Below are 17,070 nucleotides of genomic sequence, written 5' to 3'. Positions count from 1 at the left end.
AATCAGGTTCTCTCCGTTTTACTTAACCACATCTCATCCATACCGCCGCCACGGATCTGCATTGGGTACACATGTTCAGTGCCATCAACTGTGACATCAACGAAAACCAGACGCTGATTGCGCACCGCTTCCAGTGCTTCAATCAGTTTGCTTTCCAGCTCTTCAGGTTTACTGATACCAATCCCTACGTGCCCATAAGCTTCTGCGACGCGCACAAAGTCAGGCAACGATTCCATATAAGATTGGGAGTGACGCCCGGAATAGATCATGTCCTGCCACTGCTTAACCATTCCGAGATAGCGGTTGTTGAGGTTTAACACCAGCACCGGCAATCCATATTGCAGTGCGGTGGAAAGTTCCTGGATATTCATCTGAATACTGCCATCGCCGGTGACACAGACGACGGTTTCGTCCGGCAATGCCAATTTCACACCGAGTGCCGCCGGCAAACCAAAGCCCATGGTGCCCAGACCGCCGGAGTTAATCCAACGCCGTGGTTTATCAAAGGTGTAATAGAGTGCGGCAAACATCTGATGCTGACCGACATCCGAAGTGACGTAAGCTTCGCCTTTCGTCAGTCGATAGATTGTTTCAATAACCGCCTGTGGCTTAATTTTATCACTGGTTCGGTCAAATTCGAGGCACTGACGTGCACGCCATTGCTCAATCTGCTGCCACCAGTCACGAATGTCATCACAAGACTGCGGCGTATCTTCCTGTGCGAGCAATTCCAACATCTGCTGCAGAACCTGCCGTGCATCGCCCACAATTGGAATATCTGCACCGACGGTTTTGGATATAGAAGTCGGATCGATATCAATATGCAGCACGGTCGCGTTCGGGCAGTACTTCGCCAGATTGTTGGTGGTGCGGTCATCAAAGCGCACACCGACGCCGAAAATAACGTCAGAGTTGTGCATCACCATATTGGCTTCGTAAGTGCCGTGCATGCCCAGCATGCCTAATGCCTGGCGATGCGTTCCAGGGAATGCCCCCAATCCCATTAAGGAAGAGACAACGGGAATATTGAGTTTCTCCGCCAACTCGCGTAATTCGTCATGGCAGGCAGATGTAATCGCACCACCGCCAACGTACATCACGGGTTTTTTCGCGGCCAGCAAAGTTTGCAGTGCGCGTTTAATCTGCCCTTTGTGACCCTGAGTGGTGGGATTATAAGAGCGCATGCTAACGGATTCAGGGTAACTATACGGCAGTTTGTTAGCCGGGCTCATGATGTCTTTCGGTAAATCCACCACAACTGGCCCTGGTCGACCACTTGCAGCAAGCCAGAAAGCTTTTTTGATAATGGCCGGAATATCTTCCGCCTGCTTGACTAAAAAGCTGTGCTTCACGACCGGACGAGAAATTCCCACCATGTCGCATTCCTGGAAAGCATCGTAACCAATGAGGGACGTCGCGACCTGGCCTGACAGCACCACCATTGGAATTGAATCCATATAAGCTGTAGCAATACCGGTGATCGCGTTTGTGGCCCCAGGACCTGACGTCACCAGTACGACACCCACTTCCCCAGTCGCACGTGCCAGACCGTCGGCCATATGCACTGCTGCTTGTTCATGGCGCACCAGCACATGATCAATGCCGCCAATAGTATGAAGCGCATCGTAAATATCGAGTACCGCGCCTCCGGGGTAACCGAATACATGTTTAACGCCCTGATCGATAAGCGATCGGACGACCATCTCGGCTCCTGACAACATCTCCATGGTTTGCCTCCAGGCTTACGTGTTTGACCGACCGCTGAAATCATTTCCGCTAAGTCGTTGAGGCAGGTTGTTGCGCCCTGCATATCTCTTTTTATTTTTGATAGTCCGCCTAACATAACCGTTGAAAATCAGGCAATCAATTGTCAATCTTCAACCGTCAATACGCGGATTCCTGACGAACACTACAAAAGCCTAATCTGGCAAAGTAAAACTCTGAACATAAGGAAATAGTATGATTGGAAATGTTATAAAAAGATGTTTTGCAGGTTAAATCTAATTCGTGGGAGGGTTCATTGATTCACTCGGTGATTAAGAGACAAATCAATAACAGCTGAAAAAACTACAAAATGAAAAAAATGAAGAATAACCGGATGGTTTTCACCACCCGGATGAATCAAGGCTAACAGTCTGTATCTATTTACTACATACCGTGGTCAAAAGTTTTTCCATCCATTGATGCCCTTTATCCCGTCCGGCAGCTTCGTGCCATGATAAATAGCAGGTCGCTATATTATCTTTTAGTGGTAATGCGAAGGTTTGCAAATGAAGTGAATCAGCAAACTCTTCAGCTAACCAACGTGGCGCGATAGCGACCAGGTGGGTTTGTGAGACGACATTTAAAACACTGGTCAATGCCATTCCCTGATAAGCAATGCTGGCTTGTTTTTCCGGAGTTTGATACCACGGCGCACTAAATGATGCAAAACGCTCAAGAGAAACGACCGCATGTTTTTCGTTATAGACGTCTTCTTCCGTTATCGGTTTAATTAAGCGTGGGTGTTTCTGATTAGCCACCAGCACCATTTCATCTTCAAACAATGGGATACAAGTGAACTCTGGACGACGGAATTCACTGTAGCTAATAACAAAATCGGTCTCCTGATAACGCAATTGATGTTCAATGTCTTTATTTAAAGCTGATTTAAACAATAATTGAATGCCCGGAGCAAAGCGCTTCATATTATTGAAAATGACAGAGGTCAACATATTATCTAAAGGGCTACTGACGCAGATGTTAAATACTCTTTCACTGCTACCTGGGTCGAAGCCTGCTCCTGGTAATTCATTCTGCACCAGTTGCAATGCCTGGCGAATTGCACCAAACAGCTGAAACGCACGCGCTGTAGGCTGGATACCCCGCCCGTAGCGAACAAACAACTCATCGTTGAACATCACTTTCAGCCTGGCTACAGCATTACTCACTGCGGGTTGAGACATTCCCAGAGATTGAGCAGCACGGGTAATATTCTGCATTTGCATAACCGCATCAAATACAGTTAATAAATTTAAGTCAACAGAACGCAGTTGAGGTTTAAACCCATCATGCACTGCCGGTTGTTCTACATAATCTTCAGACATGTCAGACTCCACTAAGATTGCATTTCCTTCTTCACAGATTAACTCTGCGAGCTTCCCCTATTATCATTTGCTATGCAGAACATGCTGATTACTGCAATTAAAAACGTTATTTAAACAATTTGAATATAAATCAATAAACTTACGTTTTCTAATGTATCAACACGACTTCAGCTACTGACAAGTCTGATAAATCTATAAAATTCATATGATTTTATTTCGTCAGTTGACTTCTGGATCGTGCTAATCAAATCACAAAATGACTTAACACACAATGATTCGCCAAATGAATAATATATTAAGTATGGATAACATATCCTATTCAGAAACAGCCGGCTTACTAAAAAATTACCAATAAAAAAAGAGGCCAAATTCCTAAAAAACAATCCAGATAATGAATAACCCTGCCAAATCATAACCATGATGAATACTACATATAATAAACATCATATTTATAATTGTTTCTGATGATTTCATTTCTTCATGCAAGGGTAAACAATCCTTTTTCATACTTTATATATATATATTATGAATCCTCCGTATACCAGCATGATTTGCTACGACATAACCCTGACTGACTCAGCATTACCTCTATCTAAAAGAATCGAGTATTGACACAGCAGGACAGATCAAGTACCAATAAATGCATAACGAATTTACTTGGGACTTGAAACATGATTCGCACCATTCGCCTACTAGGTCTACTACTAAACGCAACTTCATTGCGCGGTAGACTGGTGGGCGAAATCAAGCGTTGATTCAAGCCTCCAGACAAAAAACCCGCGCCACTGCGCGGGTTTTTTTTTGCTCGTAGCAACGGCCCCCAAGACAAGAAAGGACCACAACATGAGCCAACAAGTCATTATTTTCGATACAACCTTACGTGATGGTGAGCAGGCGTTACAGGCAAGTCTGAGTGTTAAAGAGAAACTGCAAATTGCGATGGCACTGGAACGTATGGGTGTTGACGTAATGGAAGTGGGTTTCCCGGTCTCCTCCCCTGGTGATTTCGAATCTGTACAAACCATCGCCCGCAATATCAAAAATAGCCGTGTGTGTGGTCTCGCTCGTTGTGTGGATAAAGATATTGATGTCGCTGCCGAAGCGTTGAAAATTGCCGAAGCGTTTCGTATCCACGTATTCCTGGCAACATCCACCATGCACATCGAAACCAAATTGCGCAGTACCTTCGATGATGTTTTAGCCCGCGCAGTCAATTCCGTAAAACGTGCTCGTAACTATACCGATGACGTTGAATTCTCTTGTGAAGATGCCGGTCGTACCCCCATCGACAACCTGTGCCGCATCGTAGAAGCCGCAATCGGCGCAGGCGCGACAACCATTAACATCCCTGACACTGTGGGTTACACCACCCCAGTCCAATTCGGTGGCATCATCCAGACGTTGTACAACCGTGTGCCAAACATTGATAAAGCGATTATATCTGTGCACTGTCACGACGACTTAGGGATGGCGACCGGAAACTCCATCGCCGCAATTCAGGCTGGCGCACGCCAGGTTGAAGGCACGCTGAACGGTATCGGCGAACGCGCCGGTAACACTGCGCTGGAAGAAGTCATCATGGCGATTAAAGTGCGCAGTCAAATGCTGGGCGTGCATACCAATATCAATCACCATGAAATTTACCGTACCAGCCAAATTGTCAGCCAGCTGTGCAATATGCCAATTCCGGCCAACAAAGCGGTTGTCGGTTCTAATGCTTTCGCTCACTCCTCCGGTATTCACCAGGATGGCGTGCTGAAAAACCGCGAAAACTACGAAATCATGACCCCGGAAACTATCGGTCTGAATCAGGTGCAGTTGAACTTAACTTCACGCTCAGGTCGTGCGGCAGTGAAACACCGTATGGAAGAGATGGGTTATAAAGAAGACGATTACAACCTGGATTCTTTGTACGACGCCTTCCTGAAACTGGCAGACAAAAAAGGTCAGATCTTCGATTACGATTTGGAAGCGCTGGCCTTCATCGGTAAACAACAAGAAGAACCAGAACATTTCCGCATGGAATATTTCAACGTGCAATCCGGCTCAAGCGTGATTTCTACCGCTTCCGTCCAGTTGCAGTGTGGTGAAGAAACACAGTCTGAAGCGGCAACAGGCAACGGCCCGGTCGATGCGGTCTACCAGGCGATTAACCGCATCACAAATTACGATGTTGAGCTGGTTAAATATCAGCTGTCTGCGAAAGGCCAGGGTAAAGACGCGCTGGGTCAGGTAGATATTGTCGTGACTCATAAAGGTCGTCGCTTCCATGGTGTAGGTCTGGCGACCGATATTGTGGAATCTTCTGCGAAAGCGATGGTAAACGTGCTGAATAACATCTGGCGCGCAGGCATCGTTGAAAAAGAATTGCAACGCAAAGCTCATAATAAAGAAAATAATCAGGAAACCGTGTGACATGTCAAAAACTCATCATATAGCAGTATTGCCGGGTGACGGCATTGGCCCAGAAGTTATGGCTCAGGCGCTGAAAGTGCTGGATGCAGTTCGTACGCGCTTCGATATGCGTATTACCACCAGTCAATATGACGTGGGCGGTATTGCTATTGACCGTCACGGCAACCCGCTGCCACCGGTTACAGTTGAAGGCTGTGAACAAGCCGATGCGATTCTGTTCGGCTCCGTCGGTGGCCCAAAATGGGAACACCTGCCGCCCGCTCAACAACCTGAACGTGGTGCGCTGTTGCCACTGCGTAAGCACTTTAAATTATTCAGCAACTTGCGCCCAGCGCGCTTGTACCAAGGCCTGGAAGAGTTTTGTCCACTGCGCGCTGACATCGCGGCTAACGGCTTCGATATTCTGTGCGTTCGTGAATTAACTGGCGGTATCTATTTCGGCCAGCCAAAAGGTCGCGAAGGCTCCGGCGCACACGAGAAAGCTTTTGATACTGAAGTCTATTACCGCTTCGAGATCGAACGTATTGCGCACATAGCCTTCCAGTCAGCGCGCAAACGTCGCCATAAAGTGACATCGATTGATAAAGCCAACGTATTGCAAAGTTCTGTGATGTGGCGCGAAATCGTTGGCGAAATCGCGAAAGAATATCCGGACGTTGAGCTGTCCCACATGTACATCGACAACGCCACGATGCAGCTGATCAAAGATCCATCCCAGTTTGACGTACTGCTGTGTTCCAACCTGTTTGGCGACATTCTGTCAGATGAATGCGCGATGATCACAGGCTCGATGGGCATGCTGCCATCCGCCAGCCTGAACGAACAAGGTTTTGGCCTGTACGAACCTGCTGGTGGTTCTGCGCCAGATATCGCGGGTAAAAATATTGCTAACCCAATTGCGCAAATCCTGTCTTTGGCTCTGTTACTGCGCTACAGCCTGGATGCTGAAGAGGCCGCTCAGGCTATCGAAAACGCTATCAACCTTGCGCTGGAAGAAGGCTTCCGTACTGGCGATTTAGCGCGTGATGGCAACGCAATCAGCACCGATGAAATGGGCGATACCATTGCTCGTTTTGTTGCAGAGGGGAAATAATCATGGCGAAGACGTTATATCAGAAATTGTACGATGCCCATGTCGTCTACGAAGCAGTGGATGAAACTCCTCTGCTGTATATCGACCGTCATCTGGTGCATGAAGTCACCTCTCCGCAGGCATTCGATGGCCTGCGCGCGCATAAGCGCCCGGTGCGTCAGCCAGGCAAAACATTTGCCACTATGGACCACAACGTTTCTACGCAGACCAAAGACATCAACGCCTCCGGCGAGATGGCCCGCATTCAAATGCAGGAATTAATGAAAAACTGCAAAGAATTCGGCGTTGAGCTGTACGACCTGAACCACCCATTCCAGGGGATCGTCCACGTGATGGGCCCTGAGCAAGGCATAACTTTGCCGGGCATGACAATCGTTTGTGGCGATTCCCACACTGCAACCCATGGCGCATTTGGTGCACTGGCGTTTGGTATCGGGACTTCTGAAGTTGAACATGTTCTGGCCACGCAAACCCTGAAGCAGGGCCGCGCCAAAACCATGAAAATTGAAGTCACAGGCCATGCAGCACCTGGTATCACGGCGAAAGATATTGTGTTGGCGATCATCGGCAAAACCGGCAGCGCTGGCGGCACCGGGCATGTCGTGGAATTCTGCGGTAGCGCGATTCAGGCGCTGTCGATGGAAGGACGAATGACGTTGTGCAACATGGCAATCGAAATGGGTGCTAAAGCCGGTATCGTTGCGCCAGACGACACGACCTTCAACTATGTGAAGGGGCGTCTGCACGCTCCGAAAGCTGCCGATTGGGACGATGCGGTTGCGTACTGGAAAACCTTCAGCACAGATGAAGGTGCTAAATTTGATACCGTTGTCACCCTGGATGCCGCAGATATCGCACCGCAAGTCACCTGGGGCACAAACCCAGGCCAGGTCATTTCGGTTACTGAAAATATCCCGAACCCTGAATCCTTCGCCGACCCGGTAGAACGAGCGTCTGCTGAAAAAGCGCTGGCGTACATGGGTTTGAAACCGGGGATCCCGCTGACCGAAGTGGCTATCGATAAAGTATTTATCGGCTCGTGTACTAACTCACGTATTGAAGATTTGCGTGCTGCGGCTGAAATCGCCAAAGGTCGTAAAGTCGCACCAGGCGTGCAGGCATTAGTCGTTCCAGGCTCTGGTCCGGTGAAAGCGCAGGCTGAAGCTGAAGGCCTGGATAAGATTTTCATCGAAGCGGGTTTTGAATGGCGCTTGCCTGGCTGCTCTATGTGTCTTGCGATGAACAACGATCGTCTGGAGCCAGGCGAGCGTTGCGCCTCCACCAGCAACCGTAACTTTGAAGGCCGTCAGGGCCGCGGTGGACGCACACATCTGGTGAGCCCGGCAATGGCCGCTGCCGCTGCTGTATCCGGTCATTTTGCTGACATCCGCACGTTGAAATAAGGGAAAACACCATGGCAGAGAAATTTATCCAACATACCGGCCTGGTCGTTCCGCTGGATGCCGCAAACGTTGATACCGACGCAATCATCCCTAAGCAGTTTTTGCAGAAGGTGACGCGCACCGGTTTTGGCGCACATTTGTTTAATGACTGGCGTTTTCTGGACGATGCAGGCCAAAAGCCGAATCCAGAATTTGTCCTGAACTTCCCGGAGTTTAAAGGTGCTTCTATTTTGCTGGCACGTGAAAACTTTGGCTGTGGATCTTCACGCGAACACGCGCCGTGGGCGTTAACCGATTACGGTTTTAAAGTGGTTATCGCACCAAGTTTTGCAGATATCTTCTACGGCAACTCATTCAACAACCAGCTGCTGCCGGTGACGTTGAGCGAAGAAGAGGTGGATGAACTGTTCAAACTGGTCGCGGCAAATCCGGGGATTACGTTCGTTGTCGACCTGGAAGCGCAAACGGTGAAAGCGGGTGAGAAAAACTACGCGTTTAACATCGATACTTTCCGCCGCCACTGCATGTTGGAAGGGCTGGATAGCATCGGCTTGACGCTGCAACACGAAGGTTCAATTTCTGCTTACGAGCAGAAACAACCGGTGTTTATGCGCTAATTAGTATGGCGGGTATACCACTCGCCTGTTTATACCCAAAATAATTCGAGTTGTGGGTAGGCGGCAAACTGACGAATCCCCAGGAGCTTACTAAAGTAAGTGACTGGGGTGAGCCAGTGCAGCCAACACCCCCACAGCTCGAAGTATGAAGGGTAACTATTTTAATGTTTCAACCAGTCCTTTCCGCTGCCCTTCCAGCGTCACGACTTTGCTGCATACGTCGCGGCCAAACTGCTCGAAATCTTGTTCCTGATTCTTCCACTCTTTTTGGATAGCTGTCTGTAACCCACCGAGGCTACCCAACACGCCTTGTAACGGATTACCGCCACCTTTCAGAACGGCTTTAGCACCCATTTCATTGATGCTGTCCTGCAAGATGCCACCCATTGCCTGATTCACCAGTTGTTGCCCATCGGCACGAACCTGATCAATCGCTTTATAGTGGAACGTTAAGCCATCCTGACGCGTTTCAATAATGCGGCTCATTTGCTCTTTAAGCTGCGCGTCGAGTTTAGTCAGACGGCCACGCATATTGCTGCTCTCACCGACTTCCTGAGCGATGATTTTATCCAGCGCAATACGGCCTTTTTCCACGCGAGTCAGCGCACCGTTGTTGATCCACGGCAGGTCAGTGCGCAACGCTTGCTGGTAACTCACCGCCAACTGGCGCTGCGTTGCGTTTAAAGTATGTGGCTTGCCGTTAAATTGCAGGCTGCCATCCGGGGCAATAACCAGATTGCCATTCTCACCCACAACCTGAACAGATTGCGGGCTGATCACGACGTCATCGCGAGGCGTGACGCTGCACTTATAGTCGGCTTGCGCCTGCATCGCAGTAAGCAGCAGGACGCCCATCAGAGCCTTACGAATCATATTCATTCCTATAAAAAAAGGCCGGTTTTCACCGACCTGTTTATGCTGCAAATATCAATCCCACCAAACATCAAACAGATCGCTGGTGCGAATGTCTTCAGCTTTGTGTTCTTCGAGCCATTTGCGCACCAGAGCCTGATGCTCCTCGGTGCATTTACCGATTTCCTGCAGACAAATTAAGCCTTCCCAGGAGAGGTGGCCGCCGCCATCAAAAGCCAGACCATTTTTATCGATAACATCGTCAATAAATGCATCAACGATTTTATCAATTTGTTCTTCGGAGGTGCCTTCCGGGAAACGCCATGCAACAGAGAACCCCAACTCCTGGAATTCGTCGATGTGCATTTTCTTACGCAAACGACGGCTACGATTTTTTGCCATTACTTTATCCTCTCGAACATTAAGTCCCATACGCCGTGACCAAGACGATGGCCACGTTGTTCAAATTTGGTCACCGGACGTGAATCCGGGCGCGGTACGTAGTCGTTACTCTGCGACAGGTTTTGATAACCGTCGATAGAGGACATCACTTCGAGCATGTGTTCCGCATAAGGTTCCCAGTCGGTTGCCATATGGAACACACCACCCAGTTTCAATTTGCTTTTCACCAACTCGGCAAACGGCACTTGAACGATACGGCGTTTATTATGACGTGCTTTGTGCCATGGATCAGGGAAAAAGAGCTGAACCATAGATAAAGAATTGTCAGGAATCATTTTTTGCAACACTTCTACTGCGTCGTGACACATCACACGCAGGTTCTCAACGCCTTCTTCATGGGCTGTCGCGAGACAAGCCCCGACACCTGGCGAGTGTACTTCAATACCCAAAAAATTCTGCTGTGGATTTGCCTGTGCCATTGCGACAAGCGACGTCCCCATGCCAAAACCAATTTCCAGCGTTACTGGCGCTTCGCGACCAAATAGTGCTGCAAAATCAACAGGTGCGGTTTCATATTCAACGCCCATCACCGGCCAATAGTTTTCCAGTGCGAACTCTTGACCTTTAGTCAGGCGGCCCTGGCGGCGCACAAAACTACGAATCCGGCGCATTGCGCGGCCTTCTTCATTAAATTCCGGTGAGATGACGTCATTTTTCATGGTGTTCAGGCTTTGAGTTAGTGTTCGGGAAACGGGCATTATCCAAAGTTAATGATGAGAAGCAAGCACCAGAAAGTTCCGGTTTACAGCACGGAGCCGTCTGTGCTGGAATCAGCCCCCTAAATCACACATTTATCGGATGCTGGGCAACAATGATACAAGCGCCGCAATTCGCCAACCAGGTTCTTGACTGGTATCAAAAATACGGGCGCAAAACCCTGCCATGGCAACTCGAAAAAACGCCTTATAAAGTATGGCTGTCTGAGGTGATGTTGCAACAAACGCAAGTTGCTACCGTCATTCCTTACTTTGAGCGCTTTATGGATCGCTTCCCAATGGTAACCGATCTTGCCAACGCTCCACTGGATGAAGTTCTGCATTTGTGGACCGGCCTTGGCTATTACGCGCGTGCCAGAAACCTGCACAAAGCTGCGCAAATGGTGGCAAACCAGCACCACGGCGTATTCCCGGAAACCTTTGAAGAAGTGGCCGCACTTCCCGGTGTTGGGCGTTCTACCGCGGGTGCCATTCTTTCGCTTTCACTCGGCAAACATTTCCCTATTCTGGATGGCAACGTCAAACGCGTGCTCGCACGTTGTTACGCAGTCTCTGGCTGGCCGGGTAAAAAAGACGTAGAGAAGAAGCTGTGGGATATAGCTGAACAAGTCACGCCAGCGCAAGGTGTTAGCCAATTTAACCAGGCGATGATGGATTTGGGCGCGATGGTTTGCACCCGCTCGAAACCCAAATGCGAACTATGCCCGGTGAATAATATTTGTCTGGCGTATGCCAATAATAGCTGGGCGAACTATCCAGGAAAAAAACCGAAGGTGACAATACCGGAGCGTACTGGCTATTTCCTGATGATGCAGCATCAGCAAAGTATTTTGCTATCCCAGCGCCCTGCTGTTGGTCTTTGGGGCGGTTTGTATTGCTTCCCACAGTTCGAAACCGAAGCAGAGTTACGCGACTGGCTAGCACAACGCCAAATCCCTGCGGAAAATCTCACGCAATTAACCGCCTTCCGCCATACATTCAGCCACTTCCATTTGGATATTGTTCCAATGTGGCTCCCGGTGCTTTCGTTTAGCGGGTGCATGGATGAAGGAACCGCTCTCTGGTATAACTTAGCGCAGCCTCCGTCCGTAGGACTGGCCGCTCCGGTAGAGCGTTTATTACAGCAATTACACGCCGATCCGGTGGTACTAAAACCCGCCCGCATCGTTGAAGAGGAATAATGATGAGCAGAACTATTTTTTGTACTTACCTGCAACGTGACGCAGAAGGCCAGGATTTCCAACTTTATCCGGGCGAACTGGGCAAACGTATTTATAACGAGATCTCAAAAGAAGCGTGGGCGTTGTGGCAAACCAAACAAACCATGCTGATTAACGAACGTAAAATGAGCATGATGAATCCTGAACACCGTAAAGAGCTGGAAGCTGAAATGGTCAACTTCCTGTTCGAAGGCAAAGAAGTCCATATCGAAGGCTACACGCCACCAGAAAAATAAAAATACAGGGGCCTTCGGCCCTTTTGCACAACACATCAAGCACAACTCATACACGGAACGATGAAAAAATTTCTCGCGCTAGCTCTGGTTGTCCCCCTGCTCATTTCATGTTCGAGCAAAAAAGACGATGCCTATAACGAGGCTTTTGTTAAGGACACCAATGGTTTCGATATTTTGATGGGGCAATTTGCTCATAACATCGAAAATATTTGGGGCATGAAGGAAGTGTTGATTGCGGGTCCAAAAGACTACGTAAAATATACCGACCAATACCTGACCCGTAGCCATATCAACTTTGACGAAGGTACGATTACCATCGAAACCATTGCCGGCACTGAACCTGCCGCGCACTTGCGTCAGGCTATTATCAACACCTTACTGATGGGTGACGATCCAGGCTCTATCGATCTTTATTCTGATGCCAACGATGTGGTTATCTCCAAAGAACCGTTCCTGTATGGTCAGGTTGTGGATAACACCGGCCAGCCTATTCGCTGGGAAGGACGTGCGTCAAAATTTGCTGATTACCTGCTGCAAACACGCATGAAAAGCCGCAGCACCGGGCTGAAAATTGTTTATAGCGTGACCATCAATCTGGTCCCCAACCACCTTGATAAACGTGCACATAAATACCTTGGCATGGTGCGCAAAGCATCGAAGAAATATGGTGTCGATGAATCCCTGATTCTGGCTATCATGCAAACCGAATCGAGCTTTAACCCGTATGCAGTGAGCCACGCTGATGCACTGGGTCTGATGCAGGTTGTACAGCACAGCGCAGGGGTTGATGTCTTTAAATCGCAAGGCAAATGGGGCAAACCGAGCCGCAGCTTCTTGTTTGATCCTGAAAGCAATATCGATACCGGCACGGCTTATCTGGCAATTTTGCAAGAGAGTTATTTGGGCGGAATTGATAACCCAACCTCACGCCGCTATGCAGTGATCACCGCGTATAACGGTGGTGCGGGCAGTGTGCTGCGTGTGTTCAACAACGATAAGAACCGCGCCTTCAGTATTATCAACAGCATGACGCCAGGTGATGTGTATCAGGTACTGACAACACGCCATCCTTCAGCGGAATCACGTCATTATCTGTACAAAGTGAATACCGCGCAGAAGAGCTATCGTCGGCGTTAACACTCAGTTTGTTGTATCTCCTGCCACTCTTTTTGACGGCGGGAGATACAACTCCCTTCTGATTTCCACGTTTCAACACCCAAAAATGCAGCCCAGGTCACTATTTTCAAATGTAACCTGCAGATGTTTTCATTTATTTGCTGAATGTACCAAAAATTACCCCGCAGCACTGCTAATGTTACGATTACAACATATCGAAAGGGATATGTTAGAAATGCAACATCCGATATTAAATCCTGTGAGGTAATTTACATGAACCTTAAGCTGCAGCTTAAAGTACTTTCGTTTCTGCAGTTCTGCTTGTGGGGAAGCTGGCTGACTACGCTCGGCTCATATATGTTCGTCACCCTCAAGTTCGATGGTGCAGCCATCGGCGCGGTATACAGTTCATTGGGTATTGCTGCGGTATTTATGCCAACGCTGCTTGGTATTATTGCGGACAAATGGATCAGTGCGCGCTGGCTCTACGCGGCCTGTCATCTGGTAGGCGCCATCACATTGTATTTCGCAGCCCAGGTTACCTCACCAAGTGCGATGTTCATTGTGATCCTGCTGAACTCGCTCGCCTACATGCCAACGCTTGGACTGGTTAACACGATTTCTTACTATCGCCTGCAATCCGCAGGGATGAATATCGTCACCGACTTCCCGCCAATTCGTATTTGGGGAACAATCGGCTTCATCTTCGCCATGTGGGGCGTAAGCTTCTCAGGCTTTGAACTCAGCCACATGCAGCTTTATATCGGTGCAACACTGTCAGTCGTGTTAGCGCTTTTCACCCTGACACTGCCACATATTCCAGTCGCCAATGCACAAAAAAATCAGAGCTGGAGCTCAATGTTAGGACTGGATGCGTTCGCACTTTTCAAAAACAAGCGCATGGCAATTTTCTTCATTTTTTCCATGCTGTTAGGCGCAGAACTGCAAATTACCAATATGTTTGGTAATACCTTCCTTCACAGCTTTGATCAGAACCCATTGTTCGCCAGCAGCTTTATTGTCGAACATGCGTCAGTGCTGATGTCTATTTCGCAGATCTCTGAAACCGTATTTATCCTGACGATTCCGTTCTTCCTGATTCGTTACGGCATCAAAAACGTGATGCTTATCAGTATCGTTGCGTGGATGCTACGCTTTGGATTGTTTGCCTTTGGCGACCCAACACCAATGGGCACCGTACTGCTGGTATTGTCGATGATCGTCTACGGTTGTGCCTTCGACTTCTTCAACATCTCCGGTTCTGTATTCGTGGAACAAGAGGTGAAACCAGAGATTCGTGCCAGTGCTCAGGGCATGTTCCTGATGATGACCAACGGGTTTGGTTGCATCCTGGGTGGGATTGTCAGCGGGAAAGTGGTGGAGAACTTCACTACGGCGGGAATCACCGACTGGCAGAGCGTATGGCTAATTTTCGCCGGTTATTCACTGGTTCTGGCCTTCGCCTTTGTCGCACTCTTCAAATATAAACACGTCAGAACACCAACGGCAGCCCAGCCAGCGGCCTGATAGATAATGTTCCCCGTGTCACCCGACATGGGGAACATTTTTTTAGGCTTGGATCATATAGCCGTACAGTCGCTTAATCCCGTCCGCATCCGTTTCACTATAAACACCCTGCAATTCCGGCGAGAATCCCGGCAGCATATTCACACCTTCTTCCAGTGCCAGGAAATAACGCAGCGCAGCGCTGCCCCACACTTCCCCCGGCACCACACATAACACGCCTGGCGGGTATGGCAACGCGCCTTCAGCAGCAATACGCCCTTCAGACTCACTCAAACGCACCAGCTCGACGTTACCGCGAATAAACTCACTGTTTGCATCCTGTGGGTTCATTGCAACGGCAGGCAGGCTGGCGCTGCGGAACATCGCTTTTTGCAGATCCTTCACGGCAAAGCTGACGTAAAGATCGTGCATTTCCTGGCAAAGTTGACGCAGCGTGTAGCCGTGATAGCGCTGTGAATACTTCTGATAGATTGTCGGCAGTACATCCGCCAAAGGCGCATCGTCTTCGATATGCCGCTCAAACTGCGCCAGCATCGCGACCAGATGCGCCATTTTCTCAGTACTTTCCGCAGGAGTGAGCAAGAACAGGATCGAATTGAGATCCGACTTCTCAGGCACAATACCGTTCTCACGCAGATAGTTTGCGAGGATCGCCGCAGGCACACCAAATTTCGTGTATTGCCCGGTTTGTGGATCAATGCCCGGGGTGGTCAGCAGCAGTTTGCATGGATCAACAAAGTATTCATCCGGTTCATAACCTTCAAAACCATGCCATTTTTCGCCCGGTTCAAAGCTAAAGAATCGGCGTTCCTGCGCGATGACATCGGTTGTATGCTCCTGCCACGGCTTACCCGCAACCAGAGGCGGAATAAACGGTTTGATCATCGTGCAACGATTGATGATGGCTTTGCGAGCTTCAATCCCCTGCACAACGCATTCGGCCCACAAACGGCGTCCGCTCTCCCCTTCGTGAATTTTCGCGTTCACATCGAGCGCAGCAAACAGCGGATAAAACGGGCTGGTGGACGCATGCAGCATAAACGCATTGTTCAGCCGCTTATGCGGGCAAAAACGCGCCTGACCACGCAGGTGGTTATCTTTTTTGTGGATCTGAGAAGTCTGTGAGAAACCCGCCTGCTGTTTATGCACCGATTGCGTGACAAAAATACCCGGATCGTTCTCATTGAGATCCAATAGCAGCGGCGAGCAGTCTGCCATCATCGGGATAAATTGCTCGTAACCGACCCATGCGGAATCAAACAGGATGTAATCGCAAAGATGGCCGATGTTATCCACCACCTGACGTGCGTTATAAATCGTGCCGTCGTAAGTACCCAGCTGGATAATTGCAAGGCGGAAAGGACGCTTTTCCTGCGCACGTTCAGGTGCCACTTCCGCAATCAATTCACGTAAATACGTTTCATTAAAACAGTGCGCATCTATCCCGCCAATAAAACCAAACGGATTGCGAGCCGCCTCGAGATAAACTGGCGTCGCACCAGCCTGAATCAACGCGCCATGATGGTTGGATTTATGATTGTTGCGGTCGAAAAGCACCAGGTCACCACGGGTCAGCAGCGCGTTGGTAACGACTTTGTTCGCCGCCGACGTACCATTTAAAACGAAATAGGTTTTATCGGCGTTAAAGACTTTGGCTGCAAACTTCTGAGCATGTTTGGCCGATCCTTCATGAATCAGCAAATCACCGAGTTTAACGTCCGCATTGCACATATCCGCGCGAAACAAATTCTCGCCAAAGAAATCATAAAACTGGCGCCCTGCAGGGTGCTTTTTGAAAAACTCACCGTGCTGGTGACCTGGACAGGCAAAGGTGCTGTTTTCCATCGCCACGTACTTCGTCAGCGTATCAAAGAACGGTGGCAGCAGACCCTCTTCATAACCAGAAGCCGCCGTTTCAAGCTCCAGATAATCCTGCGCATTACCGGTTATCAGCCCTGTGATACCTTCTTGCTCACTTGACCCGCTATCAGTCACTAAAAAAACAGGAATCGAAAAGCCCGTGCGTTTAAGTAACGCCAGAATGCCGCTGCGGCTATCCGCCACAGAAAGGACAACGGCGGCAATATCGGTAAAGTCAGTGCTATCAAGCGTAACCACTTCACGATGTGTTTCTAGTGTGGCAACCACATCGTGGCTGGCGGCAATTTTCAAAGATTTCATATGCACAAATCCCAGAGGTCAAGGATGAGTGAGTGCCTTGTGGCACGGCAAAGGGAGCATTCCCCGGTGAATGTGTCTTGATGGTCTGATGGATGATACCCACTCCGACCGCCAGACATCAGTAAAACCAGGCATCACCTGATTTT

The 17,070-nt window shown here is 49.1% G+C and carries 15 protein-coding genes; 9 read left to right on the top strand and 6 right to left on the bottom strand.

All coding sequences use genetic code 11. From position 1 onward, the window contains the following. Positions 1 to 2: 2 nt before the first annotated feature. Complete coding sequence (gene ilvI, locus BSPA111_RS19290) at positions 3 to 1,727, bottom strand: acetolactate synthase 3 large subunit (protein WP_183272761.1); 1,725 nt, start codon at positions 1,725 to 1,727, stop codon at positions 3 to 5. Positions 1,728 to 2,141: 414 nt separating this feature from the next. Then, positions 2,142 to 3,086, bottom strand: a complete 945-nt coding sequence (leuO, locus tag BSPA111_RS19285; protein WP_183272760.1) for a transcriptional regulator LeuO — start codon at positions 3,084 to 3,086, stop codon at positions 2,142 to 2,144. A 671-nt stretch (positions 3,087 to 3,757) separates the two neighbouring features. Here leuO and leuL point away from each other — a divergent pair. The 5 genes from leuL (at position 3,758) to leuD (ending at position 8,614) form a co-directional block, all read left to right on the top strand. Further along, a complete protein-coding gene (gene leuL / locus BSPA111_RS22830; protein WP_183272861.1) occupies positions 3,758 to 3,841 on the top strand; it encodes a leu operon leader peptide in 84 nt (27 codons plus the stop codon). A gap of 88 nt (positions 3,842 to 3,929) precedes the next feature. Continuing rightward, entirely contained in the window at positions 3,930 to 5,501 is a 1,572-nt protein-coding gene (gene leuA, locus BSPA111_RS19275; protein ID WP_183272759.1) for a 2-isopropylmalate synthase, read from the top strand. 1 nt (position 5,502) lies between these two features. Further along, positions 5,503 to 6,594: a 3-isopropylmalate dehydrogenase gene (leuB, locus tag BSPA111_RS19270; protein ID WP_183272758.1), complete on the top strand. Its 1,092-nt coding sequence runs from the start codon at positions 5,503 to 5,505 to the stop codon at positions 6,592 to 6,594. Between the two features lie 2 nt (positions 6,595 to 6,596). After that, positions 6,597 to 7,997 carry a 3-isopropylmalate dehydratase large subunit gene (gene leuC, locus BSPA111_RS19265; RefSeq protein ID WP_183272757.1) on the top strand — a complete coding sequence of 467 codons (1,401 nt, stop codon included), beginning with the start codon at positions 6,597 to 6,599 and terminating at the stop codon, positions 7,995 to 7,997. 11 nt (positions 7,998 to 8,008) lie between these two features. Beyond that, positions 8,009 to 8,614 carry a 3-isopropylmalate dehydratase small subunit gene (leuD, locus tag BSPA111_RS19260; protein ID WP_183272756.1) on the top strand — a complete coding sequence of 202 codons (606 nt, stop codon included), beginning with the start codon at positions 8,009 to 8,011 and terminating at the stop codon, positions 8,612 to 8,614. A gap of 156 nt (positions 8,615 to 8,770) precedes the next feature. On the opposite strand, the gene BSPA111_RS19255 is transcribed toward leuD, so the two are convergent. The 3 genes from BSPA111_RS19255 to trmB are packed head-to-tail and all read right to left on the bottom strand — an operon-like array spanning position 8,771 to position 10,587. Continuing rightward, positions 8,771 to 9,487: a DUF2884 domain-containing protein gene (locus BSPA111_RS19255; protein ID WP_183272755.1), complete on the bottom strand. Its 717-nt coding sequence runs from the start codon at positions 9,485 to 9,487 to the stop codon at positions 8,771 to 8,773. Between the two features lie 54 nt (positions 9,488 to 9,541). Continuing rightward, positions 9,542 to 9,868, bottom strand: coding sequence for a YggL family protein (locus tag BSPA111_RS19250; RefSeq protein ID WP_183272754.1), 327 nt, complete (start codon positions 9,866 to 9,868; stop codon positions 9,542 to 9,544). Further along, positions 9,868 to 10,587, bottom strand: a complete 720-nt coding sequence (gene trmB, locus BSPA111_RS19245; protein ID WP_183272753.1) for a tRNA (guanosine(46)-N7)-methyltransferase TrmB — start codon at positions 10,585 to 10,587, stop codon at positions 9,868 to 9,870. The genes BSPA111_RS19250 and trmB overlap by 1 nt, the downstream gene beginning before the upstream one ends. 155 nt (positions 10,588 to 10,742) lie before the next feature. Between trmB and mutY the strand changes: the two genes are divergently transcribed. From mutY to BSPA111_RS19225, 4 genes are all read left to right on the top strand, one after another. After that, positions 10,743 to 11,825 carry an A/G-specific adenine glycosylase gene (mutY, locus tag BSPA111_RS19240; protein ID WP_183272860.1) on the top strand — a complete coding sequence of 361 codons (1,083 nt, stop codon included), beginning with the start codon at positions 10,743 to 10,745 and terminating at the stop codon, positions 11,823 to 11,825. Positions 11,826 to 11,827: 2 nt separating this feature from the next. Beyond that, positions 11,828 to 12,100 carry an oxidative damage protection protein gene (locus tag BSPA111_RS19235; protein ID WP_034493327.1) on the top strand — a complete coding sequence of 91 codons (273 nt, stop codon included), beginning with the start codon at positions 11,828 to 11,830 and terminating at the stop codon, positions 12,098 to 12,100. Between the two features lie 60 nt (positions 12,101 to 12,160). Next, entirely contained in the window at positions 12,161 to 13,237 is a 1,077-nt protein-coding gene (gene mltC / locus BSPA111_RS19230) for a membrane-bound lytic murein transglycosylase MltC (RefSeq protein ID WP_183272752.1), read from the top strand. 252 nt (positions 13,238 to 13,489) lie between these two features. Then, the gene (locus BSPA111_RS19225; protein WP_183272751.1) at positions 13,490 to 14,743 is read left to right on the top strand and encodes a nucleoside permease; all 1,254 of its coding nucleotides are present in this window, start codon (positions 13,490 to 13,492) and stop codon (positions 14,741 to 14,743) included. Between the two features lie 42 nt (positions 14,744 to 14,785). Here the strand turns inward: BSPA111_RS19225 and BSPA111_RS19220 are convergent, their stop codons facing one another. After that, positions 14,786 to 16,924, bottom strand: coding sequence for an ornithine decarboxylase (locus BSPA111_RS19220; protein WP_183272750.1), 2,139 nt, complete (start codon positions 16,922 to 16,924; stop codon positions 14,786 to 14,788). Positions 16,925 to 17,070: the final 146 nt, after the last annotated feature.

This window comes from Buttiauxella sp. A111 (assembly GCF_014189855.1).
Lineage (GTDB): Bacteria > Pseudomonadota > Gammaproteobacteria > Enterobacterales > Enterobacteriaceae > Buttiauxella > Buttiauxella selenatireducens.
The sequence above is the reverse complement of the archived record's forward strand: the minus strand, read 5'-3'. Positions and strand labels throughout refer to the sequence as shown.

Excerpts from the sequence above, each read along its gene's own strand:
- ilvI (WP_183272761.1), bottom strand. The coding sequence starts at position 1,727 with ATGGAGATGTTGTCAGGAGCCGAGATGGTCGTCCGATCGCTTATCGAT.
- leuO (WP_183272760.1), bottom strand. The coding sequence starts at position 3,086 with ATGTCTGAAGATTATGTAGAACAACCGGCAGTGCATGATGGGTTTAAA.
- leuL (WP_183272861.1), top strand. The coding sequence starts at position 3,758 with ATGATTCGCACCATTCGCCTACTAGGTCTACTACTAAACGCAACTTCA.
- leuA (WP_183272759.1), top strand. The coding sequence starts at position 3,930 with ATGAGCCAACAAGTCATTATTTTCGATACAACCTTACGTGATGGTGAG.
- leuB (WP_183272758.1), top strand. The coding sequence starts at position 5,503 with ATGTCAAAAACTCATCATATAGCAGTATTGCCGGGTGACGGCATTGGC.
- leuC (WP_183272757.1), top strand. The coding sequence starts at position 6,597 with ATGGCGAAGACGTTATATCAGAAATTGTACGATGCCCATGTCGTCTAC.
- leuD (WP_183272756.1), top strand. The coding sequence starts at position 8,009 with ATGGCAGAGAAATTTATCCAACATACCGGCCTGGTCGTTCCGCTGGAT.
- BSPA111_RS19255 (WP_183272755.1), bottom strand. The coding sequence starts at position 9,487 with ATGATTCGTAAGGCTCTGATGGGCGTCCTGCTGCTTACTGCGATGCAG.
- BSPA111_RS19250 (WP_183272754.1), bottom strand. The coding sequence starts at position 9,868 with ATGGCAAAAAATCGTAGCCGTCGTTTGCGTAAGAAAATGCACATCGAC.
- trmB (WP_183272753.1), bottom strand. The coding sequence starts at position 10,587 with ATGAAAAATGACGTCATCTCACCGGAATTTAATGAAGAAGGCCGCGCA.
- BSPA111_RS19235 (WP_034493327.1), top strand. The coding sequence starts at position 11,828 with ATGAGCAGAACTATTTTTTGTACTTACCTGCAACGTGACGCAGAAGGC.
- mltC (WP_183272752.1), top strand. The coding sequence starts at position 12,161 with ATGAAAAAATTTCTCGCGCTAGCTCTGGTTGTCCCCCTGCTCATTTCA.
- BSPA111_RS19225 (WP_183272751.1), top strand. The coding sequence starts at position 13,490 with ATGAACCTTAAGCTGCAGCTTAAAGTACTTTCGTTTCTGCAGTTCTGC.
- BSPA111_RS19220 (WP_183272750.1), bottom strand. The coding sequence starts at position 16,924 with ATGAAATCTTTGAAAATTGCCGCCAGCCACGATGTGGTTGCCACACTA.